The 18,499-nt window shown below is 74.7% G+C and carries 16 protein-coding genes; 6 read left to right on the forward strand and 10 right to left on the reverse strand.

Going from position 1 to position 18,499, the window contains the following annotated elements; translation table 11 throughout:
- Positions 1-50: 50 nt before the first annotated feature.
- On the forward strand, positions 51-1,106 hold the full coding sequence (locus BJ968_RS22375) for a substrate-binding domain-containing protein (protein WP_179755623.1): 1,056 nt from the start codon (positions 51-53) through the stop codon (positions 1,104-1,106).
- 348 nt (positions 1,107-1,454) lie between these two features.
- On the opposite strand, the gene BJ968_RS22380 is transcribed toward BJ968_RS22375, so the two are convergent.
- Entirely contained in the window at positions 1,455-3,143 is a 1,689-nt protein-coding gene (locus BJ968_RS22380) for a CYTH and CHAD domain-containing protein (RefSeq protein ID WP_179755625.1), read from the reverse strand.
- 259 nt (positions 3,144-3,402) lie between these two features.
- Between BJ968_RS22380 and BJ968_RS22385 the strand changes: the two genes are divergently transcribed.
- Positions 3,403-4,023 (forward strand): HDIG domain-containing metalloprotein, encoded by a 621-nt coding sequence (locus BJ968_RS22385; protein ID WP_218885245.1) that lies wholly within the window; start codon positions 3,403-3,405, stop codon positions 4,021-4,023.
- Between the two features lie 468 nt (positions 4,024-4,491).
- On the opposite strand, the gene BJ968_RS26075 is transcribed toward BJ968_RS22385, so the two are convergent.
- A complete protein-coding gene (locus BJ968_RS26075; protein WP_281372766.1) occupies positions 4,492-4,617 on the reverse strand; it encodes a hypothetical protein in 126 nt (41 codons plus the stop codon).
- A 142-nt stretch (positions 4,618-4,759) separates the two neighbouring features.
- On the opposite strand from BJ968_RS26075, the gene BJ968_RS22390 reads away from it, so the two are divergent.
- Complete coding sequence (locus BJ968_RS22390; protein ID WP_179755627.1) at positions 4,760-4,960, forward strand: hypothetical protein; 201 nt, start codon at positions 4,760-4,762, stop codon at positions 4,958-4,960.
- 281 nt (positions 4,961-5,241) lie between these two features.
- On the opposite strand, the gene BJ968_RS22395 is transcribed toward BJ968_RS22390, so the two are convergent.
- Both BJ968_RS22395 and BJ968_RS22400 read right to left on the reverse strand, forming a co-directional pair.
- Positions 5,242-7,026, reverse strand: coding sequence for a bifunctional metallophosphatase/5'-nucleotidase (locus tag BJ968_RS22395; protein WP_425491548.1), 1,785 nt, complete (start codon positions 7,024-7,026; stop codon positions 5,242-5,244).
- Positions 7,027-7,932: 906 nt separating this feature from the next.
- On the reverse strand, positions 7,933-8,208 hold the full coding sequence (locus BJ968_RS22400) for a hypothetical protein (protein WP_179755629.1): 276 nt from the start codon (positions 8,206-8,208) through the stop codon (positions 7,933-7,935).
- 1,129 nt (positions 8,209-9,337) lie between these two features.
- On the opposite strand from BJ968_RS22400, the gene BJ968_RS22405 reads away from it, so the two are divergent.
- A complete protein-coding gene (locus BJ968_RS22405) occupies positions 9,338-9,664 on the forward strand; it encodes a hypothetical protein (protein WP_179755631.1) in 327 nt (108 codons plus the stop codon).
- A gap of 19 nt (positions 9,665-9,683) precedes the next feature.
- On the opposite strand, the gene BJ968_RS22410 is transcribed toward BJ968_RS22405, so the two are convergent.
- From BJ968_RS22410 to BJ968_RS22435, 4 genes are all read right to left on the reverse strand, one after another.
- Positions 9,684-10,232: a hypothetical protein gene (locus BJ968_RS22410; RefSeq protein ID WP_179755633.1), complete on the reverse strand. Its 549-nt coding sequence runs from the start codon at positions 10,230-10,232 to the stop codon at positions 9,684-9,686.
- Positions 10,233-10,475: 243 nt separating this feature from the next.
- Positions 10,476-12,569 (reverse strand): PfkB family carbohydrate kinase, encoded by a 2,094-nt coding sequence (locus BJ968_RS22415; protein ID WP_218885246.1) that lies wholly within the window; start codon positions 12,567-12,569, stop codon positions 10,476-10,478.
- A 49-nt stretch (positions 12,570-12,618) separates the two neighbouring features.
- Positions 12,619-13,761 carry a glycosyltransferase family 9 protein gene (locus BJ968_RS27065; RefSeq protein ID WP_218885247.1) on the reverse strand — a complete coding sequence of 381 codons (1,143 nt, stop codon included), beginning with the start codon at positions 13,759-13,761 and terminating at the stop codon, positions 12,619-12,621.
- Positions 13,758-13,988 (reverse strand): hypothetical protein, encoded by a 231-nt coding sequence (locus BJ968_RS22435; RefSeq protein ID WP_179755635.1) that lies wholly within the window; start codon positions 13,986-13,988, stop codon positions 13,758-13,760. Before BJ968_RS22435 ends, BJ968_RS27065 begins: the two co-directional genes overlap by 4 nt.
- A 173-nt stretch (positions 13,989-14,161) precedes the next feature.
- Between BJ968_RS22435 and BJ968_RS22440 the strand changes: the two genes are divergently transcribed.
- Together BJ968_RS22440 and BJ968_RS22445 are read left to right on the forward strand one after the other, a co-directional pair.
- Positions 14,162-15,541: a D-arabinono-1,4-lactone oxidase gene (locus BJ968_RS22440; protein WP_179755637.1), complete on the forward strand. Its 1,380-nt coding sequence runs from the start codon at positions 14,162-14,164 to the stop codon at positions 15,539-15,541.
- 68 nt (positions 15,542-15,609) lie between these two features.
- Positions 15,610-16,446 carry a glycosyltransferase family 8 protein gene (locus tag BJ968_RS22445; RefSeq protein ID WP_179755639.1) on the forward strand — a complete coding sequence of 279 codons (837 nt, stop codon included), beginning with the start codon at positions 15,610-15,612 and terminating at the stop codon, positions 16,444-16,446.
- A gap of 153 nt (positions 16,447-16,599) precedes the next feature.
- Here the strand turns inward: BJ968_RS22445 and BJ968_RS22450 are convergent, their stop codons facing one another.
- Together BJ968_RS22450 and BJ968_RS22455 are read right to left on the reverse strand one after the other, a co-directional pair.
- Entirely contained in the window at positions 16,600-17,487 is an 888-nt protein-coding gene (locus BJ968_RS22450; RefSeq protein ID WP_179755641.1) for a hypothetical protein, read from the reverse strand.
- Positions 17,488-17,544: 57 nt separating this feature from the next.
- Positions 17,545-18,408, reverse strand: coding sequence for an MmyB family transcriptional regulator (locus BJ968_RS22455; protein ID WP_179755643.1), 864 nt, complete (start codon positions 18,406-18,408; stop codon positions 17,545-17,547).
- Positions 18,409-18,499 lie beyond the last annotated feature (91 nt).

An 18,499-nucleotide genomic window follows, 5' to 3' on the forward strand; every position in this document is an offset into this window, starting at 1 on the left:
GCTCGTCCCGTCGCACCACCCGTGAGGACCGAGGAACCGAAGGAGCTTCCATGTCCACGCACCGCACCGGCCTGCGCCGCCGGCTCGTCGCCGCCGGCGCCGCCGCGGCCACCGTCACCCTGCTGGCGGCCTGCACGTCGAACACCCCCGAGGAACCCGAGGACACCTCGTCCGCTCCCGCCGCGGCGGCCGGCGCCAACGACGAACCCGGCGAGCCCGTCGTCATCGGGTTCTCCGCCCCGGCCGCCGACCACGGCTGGATGGGCGCCATCACCAAGGCCGCCCAGGCCGAGGCCGACCGGTACGAGGACGTGGAACTGCGCGTGGCCGAGGGCACCAACGACGTCAACCTGCAGATCAGCCAGGTCGAGCAGTTCATCAACGACGGCGTCGACGCCATCGTCCTGCTGCCGTACGACGGGGCCGCGCTCACCGAGGTCGCCACCCGGGCCATGGAAGCGGGCATCCCCGTCGTCAACGTCGACCGGGAGTTCTCCAGCCGGTTCGCCGCCCGGACCACCGTCCTGGGGGACAACTACGGGATGGGCGTCTCCGCCGGCACCTACATCTGCGAGCAGGTCGGGAAGAACCCCGACGCCGTCGTCGCCGAGATCGCCGGCATCGACTCCCTGCCCCTGACGCAGGACCGCAGCCAGGGGTTCTCCGACGCCCTGTCCGACTGCGGCCTCGACGTGGACAACCGCGTCGCCGCGGACTTCACGGTCCAGGGCGGTCAGGCGGCCGCGGCCAACCTCCTGCAGGCCGCACCGAAGATCGACGCCCTGTGGAACCACGACGACGACCAGGGCGTCGGGGTCATGGCGGCGATCTCCGAGGCCGGTCGCGACGAGTTCGTCATGGTCGGGGGCGCCGGGTCGGCCAACGTGATGCGCGACATCCAGGCCGGCAACTCGGTGCTCAAGGCCACCGTCATCTACCCGTCCACCCAGGCCGCCGACGGCATCCGGCTGGCCCGGCTGATCCTGCAGGAGAAGGCCATGACCGACCTCGTCGAGGTGCAGGTGCCCCGGACCGTCCAGCTCTACGCCCCCGTGGTGACGGCCGAGAACGTCGAGGAGTACCTGCCGACCGCGTTCGAGTCCTGACCGGGCTCGCGGAGTCCGGGACCCCTCCACCGGGTGGTCGCCGACGCTGCGACGCCCGAGGTCGTCGCGGCGGTGTGGCGCAACGACATCGAGCTCTCGGGTCGGGTAGGTTGCCTGTCCTGAACGGCAGGTTGCCACCCGGTGACACGCGTGGAGGGGAGGAGGACCCGATGGCGAAGAAGAAGGACAAGAAGAAGGACAAGAAGGGCAAGAAGAACAAGAAGAAGTGACACCCACCTGAGGCCGGCCCCGCACCGGGGCCGGCCTCAGGTCGTCGTGGTGTCCAGGGAACTCTGGCGGGCCACCACCTCAGCCCGCCGGTTCACCCCGCCGGTTCAACCCGCCGGTTCAGCGCAGCCAGCGGTGCAGCCGCTTGCTCTGCAACGACGCCCAGGTCTGCTCGAAGTCGGCTTCGCTGGCGGCGGCGTGAGCTTCCTCCTGGGCGTACAGCCGCCCGTAGGCGAAGGCCACCTCCGGCCGCGCGACCGCGGCCAGGTCGCGCAACTGCTGGCGGGTGACCACGGAGTCCTGGTGCTCACCCAGCACCTCCTGCGCATCGGTGACCGCGCGGGCGAACCGGGTGGCGTCCTTGCCGAACACCACGGCCACCGCTTCGGCGGCGTAGCGCACCTGCTTGGCGGCCTTGCGCGCCTCGTGCAGCAGCTCGTCGCGTTCGGCTCGGTGTTCGGCGCCGGCGTCGACGCGGTGGGCGCTCTCGACGAGGTCGGACAGCGTCTTGAACGTCTTGGCCACTCGCCGGGGCAGGACCTCCTCGGCCCGCCGGCCGCCGCGGGCGGTGAACTGCGGACGCTCCACGAGGTCCTGCAGGGCGTCGAGCAGCAGCTGGTACCGCTCGGAGTCCAGCTCGGCCAGCACTTCGTCGTGCGCGCTGCGGTACGCCTGCCCCAGCTGGTCGGCGACCAGCGCCGGGACCGCGCCCGCCGCCGCGGGATCGGCCGGCTGCGCCTCGGGAGCGACGTCGAGGCTGGCGACCGAGCGCACCAGCCGGTCGCGCAGCACCTCGGCGTCGCGGGCGGCGCCCAGTTCGGCGGCCAGCCAGCGCAGCTCGTCGCGCAGCGGTTTGGTGGGGGTGGCCAGGAGCGGGGCGAAGGTGCGCAGCGCGCTGCGCAGGCGGCGGGTGGCGACCCGCATCTTGTGGATGCTGTCGGGTTCGTCGGCGCGGACCCGCGGGTCCTGGTCGAGGATCTGCTGCACCTGCTCGGCGAGGTGCAGCACCAGGACGTCCCCGGCCCGGGACCGGGCGCTGAGGTGCTTGCGGCGCGGGGCCGCGTGGTCGAGGACGCGCGCGGCGGGCCGACCCGCCGCGGGTCCCTGCCCTGCGGGCTCGTCCGTCGCGGGCGTTCGCGCCGCAGGTGCTCCGGGCGGGGTGGTGTCCCCGGACAGGACCCGCCCCAGCTTCGAGCTGCTCGCCGACACCTGCAGCCCCGCGGCGCGCAGGCCCGCGTCCACGGCCGTGAAGAGGTCGCGGTCGCCCTCGACGACTTCCAGCTCCACCTCGCGCCAGGTCTGCACCGCGCCGGTCGCCTGGCCCGAACCTTCCAGCGGGAGCAGCCGCCGGGCTTCGACGACGTCGTCGGCCAGTTCCAGCAGCCGGGTCCCGGCCGCGTCCAGCACCGTGCGGACGTGGCGACGGGTGTTCACCCGGGCGACGGGGACGAGGGGCTGGCCGTCGGTGTGTGCTTCCACCAGCCGCCGCAGGGCGGCCGGGACCGTCTTGACGGCCCGTCCCAGCGGTACCCGCTGCTCCACGCGGGCCCCGTCCTCGCCGGGTGTCTTCAGGTGCCAGCCGGCGTCGGTGCCCCCGGTGCGCCGGCGCAGGGTGGCCCGCGCGGCGCTCAGGCGCAGGTCGGGGGTGTCGAAGTACGTGGCCTCGAGGTCGAACTCGCCGAGGTCGCCCTCGCGGTAGCCCCGCGCGGCGGCCTCGGGCAGGTCCGCCAGCAGCGCGGCGAGCCCGGGCAGGTCGGCGTCGGGGGCCAGGTCGTACTTGACTTCGATCTCCTCGTGGGTGCTGACCATGGTCCGTTCTACCGCGGCCCCCCGCCGCACGCCCGCCGCACGACCACTGCCGCCGCCGGGGGGAAGGAGGGCCGAGGCCCGGGACGAGCAGCGCCCGGTGCGCCGGTCTTCCCGGGGCCCCTCACGCCCTGGTCGCCGGCCGTTCACCCGCGGCACCTACCCTGCCCCGATGATCGAGGCAGCACGACTCCTCAGCGCCGATCACTCGAGCAGGAAGCGGTCACCGATGCCGCACGGGTCACCGGGACCTGGCGGGGCGGTGCCGGAGCCGCTGGTCGTGCACGGGCCGTTGGCCCAGGTCGCCGCGCGGGTCGCCGCCGACCTGCTGGCGCACGACGGCGCCCGGTTGCGCCACAGCGGTGCCGTGGCCGCGCGCGCCGGCGAGGCCGCAGTCGTCGTGCCCGCGCACCAGCGGGCGCTGCTGCTGGCCGCGGCGTGGTTGCACGACATCGGCTACGCCCCTGCCTTGCGCTCCAGTGGCTTCCACCCCCTCGACGGGGCCCGCTACCTGCGGGCGCACGGCTGGCCCGAACCGATCCCCACGCTGGTCGCGCACCACTCCGGAGCCCGCTTCGTGGCCCGCACCCGCCGGCTCGAGCACGACCTCGACGACTTCCCCCTCACCGGTCCCGCCCTCGGCCTGAGCGGCTCCGAGGTCCGCGCCTTGGCCGACGTCCTGACCTGGGCCGATCAGACCACCGGCCCGGACGGGCAGCCGGTCAGCCTGGACGAGCGCCTGGCCGACATGCTGCACCGTCACGGCCCGGACAGTCCCAACGCCCGCAGTCACCACGACCGGGAACCGGACCTGCGCGCAGCGGTGCGGCGGGTCGAGGACCGGCGGGAGGCGGTGCGCTCACCGCTGGGTGAGTGCTCCTGACGGGGCGGTCGGCGCAGCACCCGCCTGCGCGCTGGGGGTGGTCGGTCACCGGGGTCGGTGCCGGGACGGCGCGTGTCCGGGCAGGCTCCCGTTCACGTCGGTCCGCGCCCGAGGGGTCCACCGCCCCGCGCGGGACGCGGTCCGGCCTCGCGCCGCGATCCCGTTCGGCGCCGAGCACCGTCCCCGTCGGCGCAGCCCTGGGCACCAGGGCGCGGAGGTGGGGCGGGCGGGTCTCTCAGCCGTCGAGACATGACGGTGAGCCACTCAGGGATTACCCAAAGTGATGTGAGAGTGTCGGAAGATGCTCCACCTGGCCATGGTCCGTTCGCTCGCGCTCCACCTGCTGCTCCACCTGGCGCCCCGACCCGCACGGCACCTCACCCGCCACGCCGCCCGCCACACCGCCTGCACCAGCTCCTGCCGCGGCGCGGAGCGCGAGTGGGGCTCTTCGCGCCACCGCCGGGTGCCTCAGCGGCTGTCCACCGCCGCGACCTCGACGTGCGAGGCGGCGACGTCCCCCCGGGTCCCCGCGAGCCGCGCCAACGGCAGGCCGACCACGGACAGGACCACCACCGCCCGGGTGGTCGCTCCCACCGCTGCTGTCGGACCGGCCGCTGGAGCCGAGGCCGGCGGTGAGGGGACGTCCACCCGGCAGGCTCCTCACCGACCGCCGGGCTCGGTCAGCCCTCAGCCCGGCGGCACGCAGGAGGCGTTGACCGCGGCCTGGTGGCGGCAGGTGGACGAGACGACCCGTCAGCGCCTGCTGGAGCTGGACGTGGACGACTTCCTGCCCCCGGACGTGGCGCTGGACCTGCAGATGGCCGGGGTGGCGGTGCTCGCGGTGGGGACGGTCGCCGTCCCCGAGGGCTACGACGCCCTGTACGAGCAACCCGGACCTCTCGTGCGGGTGCTGGAGGGCGAACGCCGCAGCGCCTGACCGTGCCGGGGTGGGCCGCCGTGGTGCGTCGCCGGCCGCCGGTGCCCCGGTGCGAACCGGTGAGGCACCGACGGTTCGCACCGGGTCGGGTGAGGTGGGTGGACGGGCGGAGCAGGTGGAGGGCGTGGCGGGCAGAGGAGGGCCCCGACCTCTCTGCACAGGGCTGTCCCGAACAGCCGTGTCGGATCGGGCTGGTCACCCGAACCCGGCCGGGCCGAGCCAGTCGAACGGCTCGGCCCGACCGGGTCCACCCGGTCGGCGCGTGGGACGACCGTCGCCGGTCAGCCCCGGGTGCTGATGCGATCCAGGGCCGGTGCGCTGAGGGGAGAACGGGCGCCGAGGTAGGCCGTGAAGGCGTCCAGGTCGATGGGACCGGTCACCGCGTCGGTGGCGCCGGTCAGCACGCTGAAACCGTCCCCACCGCCGGCGAGGAAGTTGTTGACGGTGATGCGGTAGGTGGCTGCGTCGGTGACCGGCTGCCCGGCGATGGTGACCGTGTCGTCGACCACGCGGCTGCCGGTGCAGGGGTCCGCGCCGGTGGCGGCGGTCGTGCCGCCGCCGTCGACGGTGTAGTTCAGGGTGGCCGAGGGGTACAGGGTCCGCCCGACCTGGAACTGCTGCTCCAGCAGGCACTGCAGTTGCGCGCCGGTCACGTCGAGGGTGACGAGGTTGTTGGCGAAGGGCTGCACGGTGAAGGCCTCCTCGTAGGTCACCGGTCCCGCGGCGAGGTCCGCGCGCACCCCGCCGGGGTTCATGAGGGCGGCCACCGCGCCCTGCTCGTCGTCGGTGGCGGCCAACTGCGCATCGGCGATCACGTTGCCCAGCGCCGATTCCCCGAGGGCGAAGACGGGGGCGCCGGTGGAGGAGGTGCCGGTGGGGAACAGCTGTTCCTGGGTGCGGGTGAGGTCCTGGGCGGCGGTGCCGACCTCGGCGGTGGCGATGGGGCCCAGCGCGGTGCGGTAGCGCTCGATCAGCGCGGTCTGCGCGCGGTCCTTCGGCACGTCGCGGGTGACGACGACGTTGTCGGCCGCCGCGGAGGTGACGTCACCGCTGCGCCGGTCGATGGCCAGGTCGATGTCGGTGACCAGCCGCCCGGCGGAGCTGGCGGAGGTGACCAGCTTGCCGTCGATCTCGCAGTTGTAGGCCTGGTGGGTGTGGCCGCTGACGACGACGTCGATGGCCTCGCTCATGCCCTCGGCGATGTCGACGATCGGTCCGGTCAGGCCGTGGCAGCCGTTGACGTCCCACGCCTGCGGACCGGTCTGCTGCCCGCCCTGGTGCAGCAGCACCACGATGGACTCCACGCCCTGGGCCCGCAGCTCGTCGGCGTAGCGGTTGGCGGTGGCGATCTCGTCGGCGAAGTCGAGACCGGCCACACCCTGCTGGCTGACGATGTCCTCGGTGCCTTCCAGGGTCATGCCGATGAAGCCGACCTTCACGCCCTGCACCTGGTGGATCGCGTAGGGGGCCAGCAGCGGCTCACCCGTCTCGGTGACGAAGGCGTTGGCGGAGAGGTACTGGAAGTCCGCACCGGCGTAGGGGGTGCCGTCGGCGCAGCCGTCGACGGGGTGGCACCCGCCGTTCTGGATGCGCAGCAGCTCCGACGCTCCCTCGTCGAACTCGTGGTTCCCGACGCTGGCGTAGTCCAACCCCGCCAGGCCCAGGGCCTCGATGCTGGGCTCGTCGTGGAAGGCGGCCGACAGCAGCGGGGAGGCGCCGATGAGGTCACCGGCGGCCACGGTGATGGTGTTCTGCTTCTTCTGCTGCGCGGCGAGCTCCCGCAGCTGGGTGGCCAGGTACTCCACCCCACCGGCGTCGACGGTGACGGCGCTGCCGTCGGGGTTGACGCCGGTCTGGATGCGCCCGCCGGAACCGGAGGGAGCCTCCAGGTTGCCGTGGAAGTCGTTCAGCGCCAGCAGTTGCACCTGCACCGGCGGCGGCCCGGCAGGACCTCCCCGGTTGGCTCCGGCGCTGGTGCCGGTGGGGTGGGCCGCCGCGCTCAGCGCGCCGGCAACCAGCGTCGCGACGCCGACCAGGGCGAGGCGGCGCAGGGAAGAGGTCGTCACGGGTGCTCCTGGGCGAGTGAGGAGTAGGTGGCAGCGACCGGTGAGGAAGCTGTGAGGCCATCATCGCGCCGGGCGTGACCCGTTGATCGCCGACAGGTGAACGGGGCGCGATCAGCGGATGGACACTTCACGACGCGCAGCTGGTCGGCGACGCCGGCTCGTCGCTGCTGTGGACCGAGGTCGTGGCCGACTCGGCCGACTCCTGCCGCCGCCTCGCGCTGGACCCGGTGGGCACGGGAGTGTCGGACGAGCTGCGCGGCGCGGGCGGTGAGCGCGACCACCTCGGCGAGCACGCCCGTCGACCAGGGCGACGGTGCCTGCTGGGTGAGGATCGTCCGCTGTCGCCGGTGCACCCACCACCGTCGCCGAGCGGACGGTGCCGGACGGCACGGTCGAGGTACCGGTGAGCGCCGTCGTCGCGGCGAGCGTGTTCATCGCCGGCGTGCTCCTCCGGTTCGCGCGACAGCGCCGAACCGGGGCGTCACCGACGGCCGACGGGGGACCCACCGTCTCGTCGGTCACCGAGGAGGCGGTGCTCGGTCCCCGCCACCGCGAGGAGCCGCGTCACCCGGCGGACGAGGTCCCGGGCCGTGGCGCCGGTGGGCACCGGGCGCCGGACACCCGCCCGTCGGCCGGACCGCGGGTCGCCGACGTCCCGGCTCACGCCGCGACCGCACGTGTTCGCAGCAGGTCCTGGTGGGACGGTGGATCGAGGGAGCGGGTGCCGTGGAACGAGGCAGCGGCTCACCGTCGGCACCGGTCCCGGTGCCGCCCCGGTGCCTGCCGTGGCGCTCGCAGTGGACGACCACCCCGTGCCGGGTCGGAGCGGGCGGTGTCCCGGGACGGCCCGTCGAGGACTGGTCGCTCCCCTCCGTCAGGAGGGTTTCGGATCGACGTCCCGGCGTCTCAGGCGTTGGGGACGTGCTCGGCGGCGAACCCCTCCGTCGTCGGCGTGACCTGCCAGACACGCACGTCGCGGCCCCCGCCGTCGTCGCCCTGCTTCTCGTGAACCACTGCCTTCTCGTCCTCGACCGTACCGACCCCGACGACGTCGTGCTGGTGAGTTCCGTAGGTGGCGCGGAAGGAGGTCTTGCCCTCGAAGTCCTCGAGCTCGGTGGCGGGGTGTCCGTGCACCTCGTCGACGGAGTACTCCCGGCCCGACACGACCGGTTCGTTGCGCAACTCGCCCATGGTCTTGAGCTCCCGAGGTGGGTGGGGACCTCCGGTGATCCGGCGGTCCTCCGTAGTGTGCCCTCCGGTGCCGCTGAACGGTACCCCCACGTGCTGCGGGCGTCGGGGAACCGGGACCGGGGCGGTGATCGGAGGAACAGCCGCCGGTCGAGGCGCTCTGCACCCCCTCTGTCAGCGTCGCTCTGGCACCGATCACCTGAGCCGCGTCGACCACGAGAGGTGCCGCGCCGCGGCGACGTCTGCGGCACGATCGAGTCACTCACCTGCCGCAGCTGTTGATCGGGAACCGCCGGCAGGTCCGGGCCCGGGCAGTGCGGGCCCGAGGCGATGGCCAGCTCGGTCCAGGGCGGGGTGCGTGAGCGCACGAGGTGCCGTGACCACCCGACGGGTACCCGGCGCCGGGGTCGAGGCCCGGGCTCCCTCGTGGCCTGCGGCCGGTGTTCGCGCCGCGGTCACCGTCCGGCCGTGGCGGCGCTCCACGGTCGGGGCCGGCGGATCGTCCAGGTCGTCCCACCGGGCCGGGACGACGGTGCGGTGGAGGGTGGCGCGGACACGGCGGTCGACGGACGCGGCCGAGGACTCAACCGCAGGGGCGTGCTGGGTGTGGGCGCGGTGATCGCGACGGCTCCGGCCGCGGTGGCCCGGTCGAGCCCGCGGGGACGGCCTCGGCCCGCACACCGCTGCGGGGCGCGCCGGACGCGATGGGCCACCGGCAGCACGTCGTGAGCGCAGGGGAGCGGTACGTCCTGCGCACCGACCTCGGCGGTCCCGCCGCGCCGGCGCGCGCACGCCCCCCCCGGATGCTGGCCGCGTTCGTGCAGTCCACCGACATCCACGTCCAGGACACGCAGCCCCGGCGCGGTTCGAGTTGCTGGACCGCACCTCCGACTCCGCTTCGAGGGGATCGCGGACGGGCGACCCGGCACCTACGACCCCTCCCACTGGCACCCGGGGAAACCCCGGCGGGCGCCACCGGCGGTACGGACGTCCACCGCGCCGCGGGTTTCCCCGTGGTCCCGGGCTTGCCGGCCGCCGCGATCAGACCCTTCAGCCCGGTCGGCCTGCGGCTGCCCCGGTACGCGGTGCACGGCGACCACGACGGTCTCGTGACCGGCGACTGGTGAGGCGCGCCGAGGTCGTCGCGGCGCACTTCGACACCCCGGCGGCGACGTGGAACGGTTCGCTCGATTCGTCCGCGGTGCTGGCCCCGTCGTCCCGGGAACTGGTCGCCGACGACCCGCAGGGGAACGCTCGCCCCGACAGTTCGATCGATGGACCGCGGGGCGGCGTGGCGGACCGGAACGTCGAACTGCTGCTGCCCGAACCGGTCGGTGTGGCCCAGGGCGTGCCCTGCGACCCGACCGCTGGTCCCCGGGACGGTCGCCTCGAGACGCCTGTGCTACAGCGCCTCACCCCGCGCTGTGCGCGTGTGCCTCGTCAGCGGTGACCCGCTGGACCTGCCCGCCTCACCGGTGCCCTTCGCCGGTGAGGCGGCGGACCGTCCCCACGACCGCGTCGACGGCGATCCCGAACACCAGGTGCGACCCGCCCTCCCAGACCCACCACGCCTTCGGCAGTTCCGACAGCCGGGCCTGCACGCCCGTCGCCGGCAGCAGCGTGCCGTGGAAGGTGGCGAACAACGCGGCGCCGCCGAGGGTCCCGGCGCCGGCGCGGACCAGCGGCAGCGGCCGGGACACCAGGGAGTAGACGACGGGGTAGCCGTAGGCCAGAGCGCGGTGGAGCCACACGGCACCCGCCTCCAGGTCGTCGCCCTCCAGGGCGTCCCCGTCCCCGCCGCGCAGGTCGACCAGGCGCCGGTAGAGCACCGAGGGGGGCATGCGGTCGCCGTGACCGGCGGGGTCGGCCCCGGGGAGTTCCTTCTGGCCGGGTTCTGGCGGCAGGATCCGCTCACCCCAGGCCTGCAGGGTGGATTCGGCCTTGGCCTTCGCCTGCAGGCCCACCCAGCCCGCCAGCAGACCCGTCGCCACGTCGAGCACTGCTCGCGATGTCTTCACCGGACCTGGCTACCTGACGTGCGCGCGGAGCGCAATCCTGAGCCGGGGCCCCCGGCCCACGTCGACGACGGCGAGCGTCCCCGGCTCGGGGGGGCAGGGGTGCGCTCCTCACCCCGCGAGTCGGGGAGCGCTCGCCCTGCCGGACGCCGACCGGACGACGGCGCCACACCCGGCGGGTTCGGGGTTCCGGGTTCGGGCGAGGCGCGTCGCTCCGCGATCGACGACCGAGGGGGTTCGTGGGCGTCAGCGGACGGTGGGCGGCCCTTCCGCCGGGGCGGCGCCACGGGCCAGCGTGAGGGTGGTGGACCGGCCCGCGAGGTAGGGGAGCAGCACCACCCGTCCGCCCCAGCTGCGCACCAGCGGGGCCTCGAGCAGTTCGGCGCCGCCGTAGTCACCGCCCTTGGCCCACACGTCCGGGCGCAGCGTCTCCAGGGCGGTCCGGGGATCGTCCTCGTCGAAGACGACCACGGCGTCCACGCAGTCCAGGGCGGCGAGGACCCGGGCCCGGTCGGCCTGGTCGTTGACGGGGCGGCCGGGACCCTTCAGCCGGCGGACCGAGGCGTCGGAGTTCAGCAGCACCACGAGGGCGTCACCGAGCCGGCGGGCCGCTTCCAGGCACGCGACGTGCCCGGCGTGCAGCACGTCGAAGCACCCACCGGTCGCCACGACCGTCCCCCCGGCCGCACGCACCCGGGCCACTGCGTCGCCGTCGGGTTCGGCGACGGGCGGTCCGTCCACGACACGGTGCTGGGCCCCGCGCCACCCGGCGGCTCCACCGGCCGCGACCCACGCCGACGCGTCTGCGACCGCCGTCACGACGGCGTCGGAGGGAACCCGCCCGGCGGCCAGCGCCAGGGCGGCGGAGGCCGCGAACCGGTCACCGGCGCCGCAGGGGTCGCCGACGGCCACCGCGGGGGCCGGGACGAAGAGCGCCTCGGTGCCCGGCGCGGCCAGCCACGCCCCCTGCGCCCCGGTCGTCACCACGACGCCCTGCACGCCCCAGCGGGAGGCGAGGTGCTCGGCCAGGTCGTCAGGCGTCGTCGGGGCGGACGACCCGGCCGCCGCGCGCGCTTCGGGCAGGTTCGGGGTGACGAGCGCGCAGCCGGGGACCGGCTGCCCGCCGCGCGGGTGCGGGTCCCACACGACCGGTACCCGGCGGGCGGCCTCGGCCAGGGCCGCGCGGACCACCGGGTCGTGGGTCGTCCCGGCGCCGTAGTCGCTGACGAGCACGACGTCGGCGTCGGCGAGGACCGCGGCGAGGGCGGCGGCGTCCACGTCCTCCGGCGTCGCCGGGCCCCCTTCGTCCAGCCGGACCAGGGACTGCCCCGAGACCCGGACGCGGGTCTTGGTGCGGGTGGCGCCGCGGTGCCCCAGCCCGACGAGGGCGACCGGGGCCGCAGCGCCCTCCAGGCTCGTGCGCAGGCGCCGGCCGGCCTCGTCGTCAGCCAGCGGGGTGACCAGCGTGGTGCGGGTGCCGCTGGTTCCCGCGCCGCCGGCGGCCACGAGCAGGGCCGTCAGGCCGGCGCCGCCGGGGCTCTCCTGCCGTTCGGTGAGGTCCACGACGGGCACCGGGGCGTCCGGGGCGATGCGGTCGCTGCGCCCCAGGAGGTCGCGGTCCAGGACGCTGTCGCCGACGACGACGACGTGGCGCGCTCCCGCGGCGCGCGGCGGCCGGGCCGGGGCCGGCGGGGTCGTCCGCTCCGGGGTCGCCGGCGAGGGGATGCGGGTGGGGACGACGTCGCGACGCAGGTGCGCGTCGACCGCGGCGCACAGGGCGTGCACCGCGACGAGGTGCCCCTCCTGCACGGCGGAGGTCGACGACCCCTCCACCCCGACGAACACGGTCTCGTCGCTGGCCTCCGACAGCGGGCTGCGCGCCGGTCCGGTCAGGGCCAGCACGTGCAGCCCGTGGCGGCGGGCGCGCTGCGCGGCCCGCACGACGTTGGCGCTGCGGCCGGAAGTGGACAGCAGCACCAGCACGTCACCGGGCCGGCCGTGCGCCTCGACCTGGCGGGCGAAGACCTCCTCCCCGCCGTAGTCGTTGCCGATGGCGGTCGTGGTGGAGGTGTCCGCGTGCAGCGCGATCGCCGACAGCGGTCGCCGCTCGCCCTCGAAGCGGCCCACCAGTTCCGCGGTCAGGTGCTGGGCCTCCGCGGCGCTGCCGCCGTTGCCCGCGGCCAGCAGGCGGCCCCCGCGCTCGAACACGCGGGCCAGCCGGGCGGCCCAGCCGTCCAGCACCTCGCCCTGGGCGGTCAGGCTCGACACCGCTTCGGCGACCTGGGGTTCGTGCCCGGTCAGCCACCGCTGCGCGGGCCGGTCCGGTGTGGGGTCGTTCACTCCTGCTCCTCCTGCTGTCGGGTCCTGCTGCGTCGTCCGGCCGGGGCGGTCACAGCGCCTGCTCCGCGCCGGCGCGGACGTCGGCCCGCGGGTCGAGCGGTGCGGCCGGCGGCGGCACCGGGACCCGTCCCGCGGCCAGCGCCGCGACGGCGTCGACGACCCGTTGCGGGGAGACGTCGAGGCAGGGGTGGCCCGGGACGGGGCAGACCTGCGCCCGGGTCAGGCGGCACGGCGCGGACAGGTCGCCGAGGACCACGACCGGCACGCCGAAGGGGGCCCAGCGCTCGACGGGCATGACCGCGGAGAACCAGCTCGCGACGGGGGTCCCGACCGCGGCCGCGAGGTGCGCGGGTCCGGTGTTGCCGACCACCGCGACGGCGGACGCCGCCAGCAGGGTGGCGAGCTGACCGAACGTGGTGCGGCCCGAGGCGTCGACGACGCGCGGTGCGCCGGCGCGCACCTGCGCGGCCAGCTCGACCTCGCCGGGGCCACCGGTGACCACGACCCGCCACCCCGCCGCGTCCAGGGCCGCCACGGCGGCCGCGGCCACCGTCGGGAGCGGCGCCCGCGCCGGGACGGAGGCCCCGGGGTGGACGACGACGCAGCGCTTCGCGGCCAGGTCCGCACCCAGTTCCTCGACCAGGTCCGCGGGCAGGTCCGGCAGGGGGTGGCGCAGCGCCATCCGCGGGTCGTCGGGGATCGCCCGCCCGGAGGCGAGGACCAGTCCGAGGTTCGCGATCACCTCGTGCTCCCCGCCCGTCCCGTCCGGGTTCCCGGGACGCTTGTGACGCACGTCGAGCAGGCTCCCGGGGTAGTCGTCGCAGGCCGCGACCACGCGCGGCACCTCGGCCATACGGGCCAGCAGGGCCATCGGCAGGGCGCTCTGGTGGTAGGAGGTGAAGACCACCACCTCGTCGTAGCGACCCTCGCGGACGACGTCCACGAGCGCCCGCAGCGCGGGAGCGTCCGGAGCGGGCGGGTGGTACCCCGACCACGGGACGTCGGCGACGAGCACGTCGTCGACCCCGGGCAGGAGTCGGGCGGCTGCGGCGCCGGGGGGTGCGGCGAGGACGTCGACGCGGGAGGCGGCCGTTCCGTCGGGCCCGTGCCGCAGCGCGGCGATGGCGGGGCCGGTCATGAGCACGTCGCCGTCGCTGTCGAGCCGGACGGCGAGGATGCGCGGACCGCTCACCGCGCGGCCGTCAGGTGGCCCAGCGCCGCGGCGAGGTCGGGGACCCCGGCGGGTTCTGCGGGGGTGCGCGGGCCCGGTACGGGCACCGACCGGGTGCAGGGACCGGTCGCCCCGTCGACGAGGTGGACCGGTCGGGGATCGCCGTCGTGGGGGACGCCGTGCACGTCCGTCCCGTCGCGGTCGGAGATCAGGGCCCGCGGTTGGACCCTGTTGTCGGGATTCCTCACTCGCTGTTCATAGCCGAGGGGGAGGACGGACGCACGGCGATCGGGCGGGTCTGGGTGAGACGTGCGCCACTTTCCAGGTACCCGTCGAGCTGCCCCGATCCGAGGGGGTTAGGTTCCCCGAGGAACTCGGGCGGTCTCCCGCCCTCAGGAAACCTGGACCGCAGGAGTCGTCGATGAGCACCTCCGTCGCTCCCTACCCGCGTCGCAGCACCTCGACCGACGACGGGCAGAGAATCTGGAACTGGGCCCGGAACTCCGTCATCGCGCCGTCGGCGGCTGTCGTGAGGCCGACCACCGAAGCCCAACTGCGCGAGGCGATCGCCTCGAGCACCGGCCGGGTCCGGTTGACCGGGTCCCGCATGTCCGCCGGCAGGATGCTGGAACTCGCCGGCGCAGGTGACCGCCTCCTGGACACCACCGGTTTGCGCGGTCTGCTGACGACGGGTGAGGACAGCGTCACGTTCGCCGGGGGTACGCCGCTGCAGGAGGTGTACGACGTGCTGACGGCGATGGGTCGCATGCTGCCCTCCTCACCCGGGGTCATCGCCTCCCAGACCCTCGCCGGTGCCTTGGCGACCGGGACGCACGGGCAGGGACTGCGCCAGTCCTCGATCGGGGACGCGGTGCTCGACGCGCGGCTGGTGCTCGCCGACGGGTCCGTCGCCGAGTTCGACCGCGACCACCCCTCGTTCCCGGCCGTCCAGCTCGGTCTCGGGCTCCTGGGTGCCGTCAGCGCGGTGACCCTGCGCACCGTGCCGTCACTCGTCTACACCTGCGCCAAGGAGGCGGTCAGCGCCGGGGACCTCGGGACCCGGCTGCCGGCCTGGAACCGCGACAGCGCCCTCACCAAGGCGTGGTGGTTCCCCGACGAGGACCTGGTTCACGTCTGGACGGCGCGGGAGGCGGACGAGGAGGAGCGGCGCGAGTACGAGGGCGGTGGCCGACGCCTCGTGGAGCGCGGGAGCGCCAGCGACGCCATGAACCGCACGGTCGAGGCCGCCCTGGCGAACATGCGCGGTGACACCCGGCTGACGGACACCGACAGCAAGCCGTACCGGACGGTGAAGCGCTTCAAGGACTTCACCGACGTGACGGGTGACGTCTACCAGGTGTTCTGCCGCGGCATCGCCACCCCGCAGATCAACGTGGAGATCGGCGTCCCGCTGGAGCGGGCCGGCGAGGTCGTCGCGGCCCTGAAGGAGTGGCACGCCCGGACCCGCCCGCACATGCACTACCCGATCATCCTGCGCTGCACCGGACCGTCGACCGCCTGGCTCAGTCCGTCGCACGGGCAGGAGACGGTGTACTTCGGCTTCGTCGTGTACTACGCCGAGGACGGGACCCTGTCCGAGGGCGGGATGGAGTTCCTCCGCGCGGTGGAGGAGGTGCTGGCCGTGCAGGGCGGGCGGCCGCACTGGGGCAAGTACTTCGAGGCACCGCTCTACGACTGGCGGGCCCTGTACCCGAGGTGGGACGACTTCCGTCGCGTGCGCGACGAGTTGGACCCGACGCACCGGTTCGCCAACGCGTTCGCCGACGGCCTGTTCGAGTGACCCGTCCGGACCACCTGCCCGGACCACCCTTCCCGCCGACCGATCCAGCCCGACCGAGGAGTGCACCGATGAAGGCGTGGGCGACGCTGCTGACCCAGCCCGACTACCTGGTGGGTGTGCGGGTGCTGAACGCCTCGCTGCGCCGTTCCGGCACCTCGTACCCCCTCGTGGTGATGGTCACCCCGGACATCGACGCCTCCGACCGCCAGGCGCTCCTCGACGAGGGGTGCCTGGTCCGGGAGGTCCCGACGCTGCGACCGGACAGCCGGCTCGAGGCCCGCTACGCCAACGCCCGGTTCGCCGAGGTGTGGAGCAAGCTGGGTTCGTGGGGCTTGACCGAGTTCGAACGCCTCGTCGTCCTCGACGCCGACATGCTCGTCGTGGCGAACATGGACGAGTTGTTCTCCCTGGAGCTGCCCGACGGCGGTCTCGCCGCCTGCCACGCGTGCCGTTGCAACCCCAACCGCATCCCCAGCTACCCCGCGTCCTGGAAGCCGGAGAACTGCTTCTACACGCACTGCCGCGGCATCGACCACACCGAGGAACCGGACGTGGTCGACAACTACTTCAACGGCGGTTTCCTCGTCGTGGAGCCGGACCGCGCGGTCTTCGAGACCATGATCGCCCGTCTGGAGGGCCTGACCGACCTCGCGCGCTACCAGTTCGCCGAGCAGGACTTCCTCAACGAGTTCTTCCACGGCCGGTGGCGTCCGGTGCCGTACGTCTACAACGCGCTCAAGACGCTTCCGCACCAGCACCCCGCGCTGTGGGACGCGGCCCGGGTGAAGAACATCCACTACATCATCGACAAGCCCTGGGAGGGCAGGACCGAGCCCGGGAGCCGTTACCACGACCTGCACGAGATGTGGTGGGCGGTGGCCGAGCAGGACGTCCTCTCCTCCTGACGACCGAGGGCGCCCCGTCGGTGCACCACCGGCGGGGCACCCTGCGCCCCTCGGAGTCCGCTCCACGACCCACCCGGGTGTGCCCGGCGGATCGTGGGCTGCGTCACCGTGAGCCCGTGGGGGGCGGACCGGGCCGGGACGAGCGCGTCGGCCTCACGCCTGAGGACGGCGGTACGCCTCGAGCTGCTCGGCCGAGAGCTTGGGCAGCGCGTGGACCGGATCGGCCGGTGCCTCCCCGGTCGCCCGGTCGCGGGCCGCGTCGGGGGCCTCGTCACGGGCCGCGCCGGGGGCCTCGTCACGGGCCGCGCCGGGGGCCGTCCGGGGAACCGTCTCGCCCGTCGCCCCGGGCAGCATCCCGCTCGCGGGACCGGTCGGCGCCGGGTCCACCGGGACCGGACCGGCAGTGGGGCCGGTGCCGGCGGTGTCGGGTCGCAGGTCCCGCACCCGCCACAGCACGAGGGCCGCGGCCAGCGGCAGCACCACGGTCACCACCAGCAGCGCCAGGACGGGGGCGATCTGGGGGAACCCCCCGGTGTTCGGCAGGACGTAGGTCAGCTGCAGGTTCCCGAACGGCTCGCTGGGCGGTTCGTCGGTCAGGTCGAAGAGCATCACCAGGCACAGCGCGCTCTCCACCGCTGTCAGCAGCGCCGCCCCCGCAGCGGCCCGGCCGGCCCAGCGGGAGGGCACGAGCCAGCTGGGCCGTCCCGCCGCGACCAGGGCCGCCAGCGCCACGAGCACCAGCGAGGAGGCCAGCAGGACCTCCGGCACCGGCACCGTCGCCCACAGCAGGCGGAACCGCACGGAGAAGGTGAAGTCGATCCGGCTGCGCAGCGTCTCCTCCGAGACGTAGCTGCCGAAGTAGCTCGTGTCCGAGGCGCCGGTCAGCGAGCGCCGGAACACCTCGGCCAGGACCACCGCGCTGGCGACCGCGCTCGCGACGAGCGACCAGGACACCCACACCAGCGGACCCCGCCCGTCCGGGTCCCCCGGCCCCTCCTCGTCGGGCCAGGAGTTCTCGGGCTGCCCGCTCCGGTCGTCCACGTCCCGAACCTACGGCGAAGGCGCCGGGCCGTCACGCCAGGACCGTGGGCGGAACCCTCAGGCCCCGGCGGCCGGCGCGAGGTCCTGCACGCCGACGACCCCGAGCAGCTGCAGGCGCTCGGCGGTACCGGTGCCCGGCTGGGGGCGGAACAGCACCAGGCTCTGACCGGACGGCGGGCTCACCACGACGTCGCACTGCAGTTCCAGGCGGCCCACCTCGGGGTGGTGCAGCACCTTGCGGGTGGCGCGCAGCGGCAGGACCTCCTGCCGCGCCCAGGTGCGGCGGAACTCCGCGCTCTCGGCGGTCAGGGCGTCCACCAGGGCCCGCACGTCCGGGTCGTCGGGACGTGCACCGCTGGTGACGCGCAGGTCCGCGACGTACTCCCGGCCCAGCTGCTCGTGCTGCTCCGGGGCGTACCGCGAGCGCAGGGCGGGGTCGGTGAACCAGCGGTAGACGAACGAGCGGCGCAGCCCCCGCTCGCCGGCCAGCGGGCCCAGGAGGGCGACGTTGAGCCGGTTCTGCGCCACGACCGTGCTGACGTCGTCGGTGATGAGCGCCGGGACGTGCGGGGCCAGGGCGTCCAGCACGCACATGAGGCCGGCGTCGGCGTAGCCCTGGGAGCGGTGCCGGGCCGGCGGCGCCTGCCCGGCGAGGCGGTGGACGTGGTCGCGCTCGTCCAGCGTCAGGCGCAGCGCCCGCGCGATCGCGCCCAGCACCTCCGCCGACGGGCGCGCTCCGCGGGCCTGCTCGATGCGTTCGTAGTGGTCGGTGGAGATGGCCGCCAGTACCGCCACCTCGTCCCGGCGCAGACCGGGGGCGCGGCGCCGGGCCCCGGCGACCAGCCCCACGTCGGAGGGCTGCAGCTGTTCACGGCGGTGGCGCAGGAAGGCGGCCAGCGCCTGACGGTCCCCGGAGTTCACGACCGCCAGTGTGGTGCCTCCAGGTGCCGGTAGCCCCGTACTGCCGGTCCGGGGCACAGCCGTACGCCCACGTCCGGCCGGACCGGGCCCA

Origin of the sequence: Kineococcus aurantiacus (genome assembly GCF_013409345.1) — a bacterium.
Classification (GTDB): domain Bacteria; phylum Actinomycetota; class Actinomycetes; order Actinomycetales; family Kineococcaceae; genus Kineococcus; species Kineococcus aurantiacus.